At 40.8% G+C, this 8,438-nt stretch carries 11 protein-coding genes; 6 read left to right on the top strand and 5 right to left on the bottom strand.

Features of this window, described 5'->3' with window-relative positions:
* Positions 1-128 precede the first annotated feature (128 nt).
* The 3 genes from acs (at position 129) to AC1DV1_RS30830 (ending at position 3,026) form a co-directional block, all read left to right on the top strand.
* Entirely contained in the window at positions 129-2,030 is a 1,902-nt protein-coding gene (acs, locus tag AC1DV1_RS30820) for an acetate--CoA ligase (RefSeq protein ID WP_477368529.1), read from the top strand.
* 79 nt (positions 2,031-2,109) lie between these two features.
* The gene (locus tag AC1DV1_RS30825) at positions 2,110-2,679 is read left to right on the top strand and encodes a hypothetical protein (protein WP_477368532.1); all 570 of its coding nucleotides are present in this window, start codon (positions 2,110-2,112) and stop codon (positions 2,677-2,679) included.
* A 161-nt stretch (positions 2,680-2,840) separates the two neighbouring features.
* Entirely contained in the window at positions 2,841-3,026 is a 186-nt protein-coding gene (locus AC1DV1_RS30830) for a CsbD family protein (protein ID WP_477368535.1), read from the top strand.
* Between the two features lie 32 nt (positions 3,027-3,058).
* Here the strand turns inward: AC1DV1_RS30830 and AC1DV1_RS30835 are convergent, their stop codons facing one another.
* On the bottom strand, positions 3,059-3,613 hold the full coding sequence (locus AC1DV1_RS30835; protein WP_477368538.1) for a Uma2 family endonuclease: 555 nt from the start codon (positions 3,611-3,613) through the stop codon (positions 3,059-3,061).
* 26 nt (positions 3,614-3,639) lie between these two features.
* Between AC1DV1_RS30835 and surE the strand changes: the two genes are divergently transcribed.
* Genes surE through lpxB form a run of 3 tightly spaced genes read left to right on the top strand, consistent with a single transcriptional unit; the run spans position 3,640 to position 5,814 of the window.
* Entirely contained in the window at positions 3,640-4,413 is a 774-nt protein-coding gene (gene surE / locus AC1DV1_RS30840) for a 5'/3'-nucleotidase SurE (RefSeq protein ID WP_477368541.1), read from the top strand.
* A 22-nt stretch (positions 4,414-4,435) separates the two neighbouring features.
* Positions 4,436-4,705, top strand: a complete 270-nt coding sequence (locus tag AC1DV1_RS30845; RefSeq protein ID WP_477368544.1) for a hypothetical protein — start codon at positions 4,436-4,438, stop codon at positions 4,703-4,705.
* On the top strand, positions 4,702-5,814 hold the full coding sequence (gene lpxB, locus AC1DV1_RS30850; protein ID WP_477368547.1) for a lipid-A-disaccharide synthase: 1,113 nt from the start codon (positions 4,702-4,704) through the stop codon (positions 5,812-5,814). Before AC1DV1_RS30845 ends, lpxB begins: the two co-directional genes overlap by 4 nt.
* Before the next feature lie 80 nt (positions 5,815-5,894).
* Here lpxB and AC1DV1_RS30855 read toward each other — a convergent pair whose 3' ends face one another.
* The 4 genes from AC1DV1_RS30855 to AC1DV1_RS30870 form a co-directional block, all read right to left on the bottom strand.
* Positions 5,895-6,059: a hypothetical protein gene (locus AC1DV1_RS30855; protein WP_477368550.1), complete on the bottom strand. Its 165-nt coding sequence runs from the start codon at positions 6,057-6,059 to the stop codon at positions 5,895-5,897.
* A 43-nt stretch (positions 6,060-6,102) separates the two neighbouring features.
* A complete protein-coding gene (locus AC1DV1_RS30860; protein WP_477368553.1) occupies positions 6,103-6,231 on the bottom strand; it encodes a hypothetical protein in 129 nt (42 codons plus the stop codon).
* Positions 6,232-6,267: 36 nt separating this feature from the next.
* The gene (locus tag AC1DV1_RS30865; RefSeq protein WP_477368556.1) at positions 6,268-6,441 is read right to left on the bottom strand and encodes a hypothetical protein; all 174 of its coding nucleotides are present in this window, start codon (positions 6,439-6,441) and stop codon (positions 6,268-6,270) included.
* A 205-nt stretch (positions 6,442-6,646) separates the two neighbouring features.
* Positions 6,647-7,843 carry an MFS transporter gene (locus AC1DV1_RS30870; RefSeq protein ID WP_477368559.1) on the bottom strand — a complete coding sequence of 399 codons (1,197 nt, stop codon included), beginning with the start codon at positions 7,841-7,843 and terminating at the stop codon, positions 6,647-6,649.
* Positions 7,844-8,438: the final 595 nt, after the last annotated feature.

An 8,438-nucleotide genomic window follows, 5' to 3' on the forward strand; every position in this document is an offset into this window, starting at 1 on the left:
GTATAGTGCTTGTTTACAATGTCCTTAGCACCTAAATTAAAGTACTTTTTAAATAATTTTAAAAAGTTACAGAATTAATATTTACATCATATATAAATTATTAAATTAGGCCCTCCATTATAAACACTATGAAGATTACATCATTTGACGAATACAAGCAGGTATACCAGCAAAGTATTGAGCAGCCCGAAGAATTTTGGACTGGTATAGCCGAAAACTTTTTATGGCAAAAAAAGTGGGATAAAGTGCTGGATTGGAACTTTAAAGAGCCTAAAATAAAATGGTTCCAGGGTGCCAAGCTTAATATAACCGAAAACTGTCTCGACCGTCACCTCGACACTATTGGCGATAAGGCTGCCATCATCTGGGAGCCTAATGATCCGCAGGAAGATCATCGGATATTAACCTATCGCCAGCTGCACGATAAAGTTTGCCAGTTTGCCAATGTGTTAAAAAACAATGGCGCAAAAAAAGGCGACCGTATTTGTATTTACATGCCGATGATTCCCGAACTGGCTATTGCCGTTTTGGCCTGTGCCCGTATTGGCGCTATCCACTCGGTGGTATTTGGCGGTTTTTCGGCACAGTCAATTGCCGATAGGATAAACGATGCCGAGTGTAATGTTGTTATTACTGCCGATGGTGGTTTCCGCGGCAATAAAGCCATACCATTAAAAAGCGTTATTGACGATGCATTGGTGCAATGCCGGTCGGTTAAAAGAGTAATAGTGTTAACCCGCAGCCGCACGCCGGTATCCATGATAAAAGGCCGTGATGTTTGGTGGGAAGATGAAGTTAAAAAGGTAGAAACCCAGGGCAACCCCGATTGCCCTGCCGAGGTGATGGATGCCGAGGATATGTTGTTTATTTTATATACCTCTGGTTCAACAGGTAAGCCAAAAGGTGTGGTGCATACCACAGGCGGCTACATGGTTTATACAGGTTATACTTTTGCCAACGTATTTCAGTACAACAAAGGCGAAGTTTATTTTTGTACTGCTGATATAGGCTGGATAACCGGGCACTCGTACATTGTTTATGGTCCGTTATCGCAAGGGGCAACAACATTGATGTTTGAAGGTGTGCCAACCTACCCCGATGCCGGCCGTTTTTGGGAGATTGTAGATAAGTTTAAAGTAAATATATTATATACCGCACCAACCGCTATCCGCTCGTTAATGAGCTTTGGCGAAGAGCCTCTGAAAGGTAAAGACCTCAGTTCGTTAACCAAATTGGGTTCGGTAGGCGAGCCGATAAACGAAGAAGCATGGCATTGGTACGATGAAAAGATTGGTCACGGCAAATGCCCTATTGCCGATACCTGGTGGCAAACAGAAAATGGCGGGTTAATGATATCGCCAATTTGTAACGTTACCCCAACTAAACCGGGGTATGCAACTTTGCCTTTGCCCGGCGTACAACCGGTTTTGGTTGATGAAAATGGTAAAGTGATAGAAGGTAACGGCGTAAGTGGTAACCTTTGTATTAAATTTCCGTGGCCGGGTATGCTGCGCACTACCTATGGCGACCATGAACGCTGCCGTACTACCTATTTTGCTACCTACGAGAATATGTATTTTACCGGCGACGGTTGTTTACGTGACGAAGATGGATACTACCGTATTACAGGCCGGGTTGATGATGTATTGAATGTATCTGGCCACCGTATTGGTACTGCCGAAGTAGAGAATGCCATCAACATGCACAGCAGTGTGGTTGAGTCGGCCGTTGTTGGTTATCCGCATGACATTAAGGGGCAGGGCGTTTACGCTTTTGTGGTATGCCCTAACCAGCATGGCGATTCGGAACTTGCGCGCAAGGATATCACCATGACCGTAGCCCGTATAATAGGCGCCATAGCCAAGCCGGATAAAATCCAGTTTGTAACCGGGTTGCCAAAAACCAGGTCGGGGAAAATTATGCGCCGTATTTTGCGCAAAATCGCCGAGGGGGAAACATCCAACCTGGGCGATACCTCTACCTTGCTTGACCCTGCTGTGGTTGAAGAAATTAAGGCCGGAGCGTTGTAAAAGAGAATTAAGAATCAAGAGGCAAGACAAACCAGGGTCCTGCCTCTTTTTTTGTAACTTGCCGCACATATCTAACTGTATGCATAAACGAAATTTTTATCGTTTAATATTATTTGCCTATTTTGCGGTCTTAATTTCCCTGTTTTCATTTAAAAGCCACCCAAATCCTTCTGCACGGTACCGGCTCGATTTTTTTACCAAAGAGAACCAGTTTTATCTTTGTGATTCGGCGTTTACCGGCGAAACCGGCGATCCCGGTTTTTGGACATCATCGGCGTATAACGATAGGATGGCGACTGCAAAAGACAGGGATATAGTTGGCCTCAGCATTGAAAGTTTTGGCCATGTAAAAGCCCAGCTTGATATACTGGATGCCCCGAGCAGGGAAAAAGATTTTAAAAAATACGATCACGTGGTTGAGGCGGGCGTAAGGATAAGCTCGGGAATACTGGAAGTGCTTGATTATCCGGATAGCAAAATTCAACTAAAAGCCATCGTAACGCCGGGCTACTACCGCATCAGGGTTTATTCGTACGATTTGGCCAACAATGATCCGGAAGCGGATGAGGGTACAGATCATTACAAAATAGAGATTTGGCCATCCCATGATTTTGAACGAAAAGTGCTGAAGCAGTTTGTGAAAGAATAGAGTCAAGATGCAAGAATCAAGAGTTAAAATTTTTCCCGTTAGCCGATAACTGATGTTTAATCAGCCATGTGCGCTTTGTCTTAATTCTAATATCTTGCCTCTTCCTCAAAAACCATATCATTTCCCGGATGTTATACAAATACATCTAAATAAAAAACATCATGGATAAACTACAAATTAAGGGCGGCTGGAACGAGTTGAAAGGTAAAATAAAACAAGCTTACGGCGATCTTACCGACGATGATTTAACTTACGAAGAAGGTAAGGACGACGAAACGTTAGGAAAACTCCAGAAAAAAACCGGTAAAACGCGCGATGAACTGGTGAATTGGATAAACAGTTTATAATAAGGAAAAAGGCTCCGGGAACGGGGCCTTTTTTATTTGAAAACCTTTGCAAGTTCGATAGCAAAGCCAGGCAATATCACTGAGGTAAGTACCTCGTTTTTTTGCGCTTGTTGATGAAGATAATATGCTCCATTCATTAATGAATATAAATCAGCGTTTTGCGCAATCGGATCAACAATGATATATTCTTTTACACCGTATTTTTCGTAAATGTCTTTCTTTTGCCTTAAATCATAATACGCATTTGAAGGCGAAAGTATTTCGACAATGAGATCAGGAGCACCTTCAATGCGATCTTTGATTAAATCCTCAACTCTGTCCTCTGCAATGTAAAGTATATCGGGTTGTAAAATGTTCCCCTCGTCAAACTTTACATCCATCGGTGCACTTACTAAAAAGCCATTATTATTTCTGCTGTCTAAAAAGTTTAAAAGAGCTTGCATAATTCTTGCAGAAATTACTTGATGGAATGGAATAGGCGATGGCGACATAATCAAATCATAGTTTATCAACTGAAAAGGTGCACCTTCCTCAAGCAGCAAGTAATCATCAACGGTGTATTTCTTTTTCTTATCAGCAGTGAGCATAAATCAAATATAACTAATTTCGCACAATGAAAACAGCGAAACCTAATATTCTTGTTGTTAACGATGATGGCATAACCGCTCCTGGTATCAAAGTTTTAATTGAAGCCATGAGCGAGATAGGCAGGGTAGTGGTTGTTGCGCCCGATAGCCCGCAATCGGGCATGGGGCATGCCATTACAATAGGCAAACCCCTGCGTTTAGATAAGGTTGACATTTATGAAGGCATTGAAATGTACCGCTGCTCTGGTACGCCCGTTGATTGTGTGAAGCTTGCTGTGAATAAAGTATTTAAGGGGCTTAAGCCCGATTTATGCGTATCTGGCATTAACCATGGCTTAAATAATTCCATTAACGTATTGTACTCTGGCACCATGTCGGCAGCGGTTGAGGGCGCTATCGAAAGTATTCCATCTATTGGCTTTTCTTTAGATGATTATAACCTGGATGCTAACTTTAGCCATTGCGTTAAATATGTTAAGGAACTTGCCCTGCAGGTTTTAGCCAATGGTTTACCGGCAAATACTTTACTCAACGTAAACTTTCCGAACACGCACGATATTAAAGGGATTAAGATTTGCCGCCAGGCTAACGCCAAATGGGCCGAAGAGTTTGATGAAAGGGTTGATCCGCATAAACGGCCCTACTACTGGCTCACCGGTGTTTTTCAGTTAAACGACGGTGGCGAGGATACCGATGTTTGGGCTTTGGAGCATAATTACGCATCGGTAGTGCCTATTCAGTTTGATATGACGGCGCATCACGCTATTCCGTTTTTAAATACCTGGAAATTTAATGTGTAAATTGCTATGCTAAACAAAATACATGCTTAAAAACAATAACATATTAACAGGCTTTCTTTACGGTTCTGTACTGCCGGGTATTAGCCTGTTCATCTTTTTGTATCTGCTTAAGGGCAGCTTTTTGATATTTAACAAGCCAGGTATCCCATATCTGATTGCTATAGCGCTGAATCTTTTTATCATAAGGTATTGTTTTAAGGAGGGAAAAGATAATATAGGTACGGGAATGATATTGATAACTTTCGTATTTACAGCAGCGGTGTTTTTACTCAAACTACAACCCATCAGATGAAGTATTACCTGGTAGCCGGCGAAGCTTCGGGCGATTTGCACGGGGCCAACCTTATGAAGGCGATTAAAGAGCTTGACCCGGCGGCTGAATTTCGTTTTTTTGGTGGTGACCTGATGCAGGCCGAAGGCGGAATCCTGGTGAAGCACTATGCCGATATGGCCTTTATGGGTTTTGTAGAGGTTGTGATTAATTTGCGGGCTATCCTGAAAAATCTGAAAGCCTGCAAAGATGATATTGCGGCTTACCAACCCGATGTTTTGGTGCTCATAGATTTTCCGGGTTTTAACTTGAAAATAGCAGAATACGCTAAAACTATCGGTCTGCCGGTTAATTACTACATCTCGCCCAAAGTTTGGGCCTGGAACCAAAAACGGGTGTTAAAAATCAAACGGATAGTTGACCACCTGTTTTGCATATTGCCTTTCGAGGTTGATTTTTATAAAAGCTGGGGAATGGACGTTGATTATGTAGGCAATCCGCTTTTGGATGCCATAATTGCGTTTGAGCGTAACCCCGAATTCTTAAAGCAGAATAATATATCGGGCAAAAAAATAATAGCGCTGTTGCCCGGCAGCCGTAAACAAGAAATAAACTATTTATTGCCGGATATGATTGCCGTTGCCGGGCAGTTTGCAGATTGCCAGTTTGTTATAGCAGGCGCGCCATCATTTAAGCCTGAATTTTACAGCCAGTTTGTGAAGGATACCAATATTCCTGTAATATTTAATGCCACCTACGATTTGTTAACCAACGCGCACGCCGCCATTGTTGCCTCCGGAACCGCAACTTTAGAGACTGCTTTGTTCAACATACCACAGGTGGTTGTATATAAGGGCAACGCATTAACCATCGCGATAGCCCGTATGCTGGTTAAAATTAAATTTATATCGCTGGTTAACCTTATTGTAGATAAGGGAATAGTAAGGGAGCTTATCCAGGAAGACTGTAATGCACTGAAAATAGCTGCCGAACTCAGCGCTATTGCTAACGAAGGTACCTGCCGGGAACAGATGCTGGCAGATTATGATACGCTTGACGCAAGAATGGGTCAACCCGGCGCATCGGCCAAAACAGCAAGCCTGATTATTAAATATGCTGCAAAAAAATAAAGCCCTGTTTTAGCAGGGCTCTATCGTTTTCATAGGTGTGTGATGTTGTACTTTAATAGGTAGATGTAGATATATGATGATCAGGCAGCTTTACGTGTTGATGGTGCTGCTACCTTCTTGTTGTTGTGCACAAATTGATTTCGTTCTTTGAAGTTCCTAAGATCTTCCAATAAAATGTTTAATAACTCGTCGTCAAAGCGGGCAATTAATTCGCTGATAGTTGGGTTTGTTTTAGAGGCTTTCATAGGTAAATATTTATATATARGTAAGTATGTTGGAAGTTTTTAGTTAGGCTGCGGTTGCTAAACGGCTTGCTTTGGCTTTTATAGATTTCAGATCATTCATCAGTAACAATTTTAATTCATTGTCAAAACGTGCTACTAATTTGTTGGTCGATAATTTTTTAGTGCTTTTCATAGTTTTAGTTTTTTGTATGTTTTAAATGTCTTTGTTTTAATCTTTTTCTTCAGCTTCCTGGTTTTCGGTAAGGTTACCTTTGCGGCGTTTTGCTTCGTTGTATTGCCTTAAAATTTGCTCCTCATCGCGTGCATCTGTTGTTTTTGTTGGCTCCACCGGGTTTTCCCATTCCTTTTCGCTTTCCTTAACCGTTGTTTTTTTAGTTTCCATAACAGCTACGTTTGCAGAGTAGTATTCCAACAGCGTGCCAAAAAATCAAAAAAGTCATTGGTGGTTCAAAATATTTTTACAATAACATGTAAATGGCTGTTTTTGAGTGGTTTTTATTTTGAGTAAAAATTCAAATTTTTGATAGAGTGGGTTTCAAAACATCAAAACCACTGTTCGATTAGTATTCAATAACCGAACACTTGCTTTAATTCCGAACGTTTTTTTTGTAGCTGATGAAGTGCGCAGCCAGCGCGATGGCGGCCAATGTAAAGCCGATGGCGCATACACCGGTCCACTGATACCTTTTCCAAACAAGGCTGGCCAAAAATGTACCCGATGCGCCGCCTATAAAATAAGACACCATGTATACCGTATTTAACCTGTTGCGGGCCTCGGGTATCAAACCAAATATGATAGATTGGTTGGAAATGTGCGTAGCCTGCACGCCCATATCCAGTACAATTACCCCTATAACCAAACCAATAATGCTGCTGCTGGAGAAGTAAAAGATGATAAAAGAAATGAGTACTAATAATAATGTATATCCTGATAGCTTGTACGAGTCCATTTTATCGCTTAGCCTGCCCATTAAACCGGCAGCCAATGCGCCAAACGCGCCCACTAATCCAAACAGGCCGGCAACCGTACTGCCTGCGTTAAACTGGGGCTGTTTTAGTAAAAACACAAGCGTTGTCCAAAAAGCACTGAAGCCGGCAAAGCATAAGGCGCCCCTAAAGGCAGCCATCCTGAGTTTAGGCTGGGTTTTAATTAGGTGGACGAGCGATTTCATCAGGTTTTTATAATTGCCTTTGTAGTCGGGCTCAACTTCGGGCAAAAAGAAAAATATCATTAACCACATGGCCAGCATTAATCCTGTGGCTATATAGTACATTGTTCGCCAGCCAAAATGTTCGCCAATAAAACCGCTTAGCGTACGTGATAATAGTATGCCTATCAACAGGCCGCTCATCACGAAGCCAATTTTTTTACCGCGTTCTGCCGGTTTGGCCAGGTGCGCAGCCATAGGTATCAGTAATTGCGGTATTACCGAAGATACACCCAGTAAAAAACCGGCTATGGTTAACACCAGCACCGATGGTGCCGCCGCGCTTATTAACAACGAGGTAATAACCAGGGCAAAATCTATTAGTATTAACCGTTTACGTTTAAGCATATCGGCCAGTGGTATAATAAACAATAAACCGGTGGCATATCCAATTTGGGTAAACAGCGATACCTGCTGGGCTTTTTTATCAGATATTTTAAAGGTGTGTGCTATATCGGCCAGCAGGGGCTGGTTGTAGTAAATATTGGCCACTACCAGGCAAGTAGCAATGGTCATGATCCATAAAGTGAAAGATGTTAAATGCGGGTGTGTTTTTGTAGGCGGGGTAGCTGTCATAAATTAAAAAACGATAAAACGCGCTGCAAAAATGAGGAAGCAGTTTTTAAATTGTGCTTATTTAAAGTAAATTTTATCCCTGTGTTCACAATATCTTCAAGTGTAGGGAGTTTAGATTATCAATAAAAAATCAGATTTTTTGATGAGTGAGTTAAAAAAAGTGAATTTTATATATTTTTTTATTTAAAAATTATTTTTTGGAATAAAATTTGACATAAATTCAATGAAAAATCATTTTTTAGATTATTTAATTAAATTTTGGCTTTATATACTGTCTGTTTTGGCTTATTTTGATTTTTAATAGAAAAAAAAGAAGAAAAGTATCATATTTTTTCGTCTTATTCGTTTTGTGACACACATGAATTTATTTAATTAAAAAATTATCACATTAATAACGAAATATTTGTATTTTTGATAATCAAACAGCAGGATATACTTGTTTTGATAAAAGTTACAATAAAATTACAAAATAATTTAAAAGAATATAAAAACTTAGTGTTACTTTTACACCGTAATAAAAACTCAAAAAAAGTCTTCTCATAATTTAGGTTTATAATTGGTTAGTAAAGGCCCCTGCCCATCAGGGGCTTTACTT

Source organism: Mucilaginibacter sp. P4_D1, assembly GCF_056401935.1.

Excerpts from the sequence above, each read along its gene's own strand:
- acs (WP_477368529.1), top strand. The coding sequence starts at position 129 with ATGAAGATTACATCATTTGACGAATACAAGCAGGTATACCAGCAAAGT.
- AC1DV1_RS30830 (WP_477368535.1), top strand. The coding sequence starts at position 2,841 with ATGGATAAACTACAAATTAAGGGCGGCTGGAACGAGTTGAAAGGTAAA.
- lpxB (WP_477368547.1), top strand. The coding sequence starts at position 4,702 with ATGAAGTATTACCTGGTAGCCGGCGAAGCTTCGGGCGATTTGCACGGG.
- AC1DV1_RS30860 (WP_477368553.1), bottom strand. The coding sequence starts at position 6,231 with ATGAAAAGCACTAAAAAATTATCGACCAACAAATTAGTAGCACGTTTT.
- surE (WP_477368541.1), top strand. The coding sequence starts at position 3,640 with ATGAAAACAGCGAAACCTAATATTCTTGTTGTTAACGATGATGGCATA.
- AC1DV1_RS30835 (WP_477368538.1), bottom strand. The coding sequence starts at position 3,613 with ATGCTCACTGCTGATAAGAAAAAGAAATACACCGTTGATGATTACTTG.
- AC1DV1_RS30845 (WP_477368544.1), top strand. The coding sequence starts at position 4,436 with ATGCTTAAAAACAATAACATATTAACAGGCTTTCTTTACGGTTCTGTA.
- AC1DV1_RS30865 (WP_477368556.1), bottom strand. The coding sequence starts at position 6,441 with ATGGAAACTAAAAAAACAACGGTTAAGGAAAGCGAAAAGGAATGGGAA.
- AC1DV1_RS30870 (WP_477368559.1), bottom strand. The coding sequence starts at position 7,843 with ATGACAGCTACCCCGCCTACAAAAACACACCCGCATTTAACATCTTTC.
- AC1DV1_RS30855 (WP_477368550.1), bottom strand. The coding sequence starts at position 6,059 with ATGAAAGCCTCTAAAACAAACCCAACTATCAGCGAATTAATTGCCCGC.
- AC1DV1_RS30825 (WP_477368532.1), top strand. The coding sequence starts at position 2,110 with ATGCATAAACGAAATTTTTATCGTTTAATATTATTTGCCTATTTTGCG.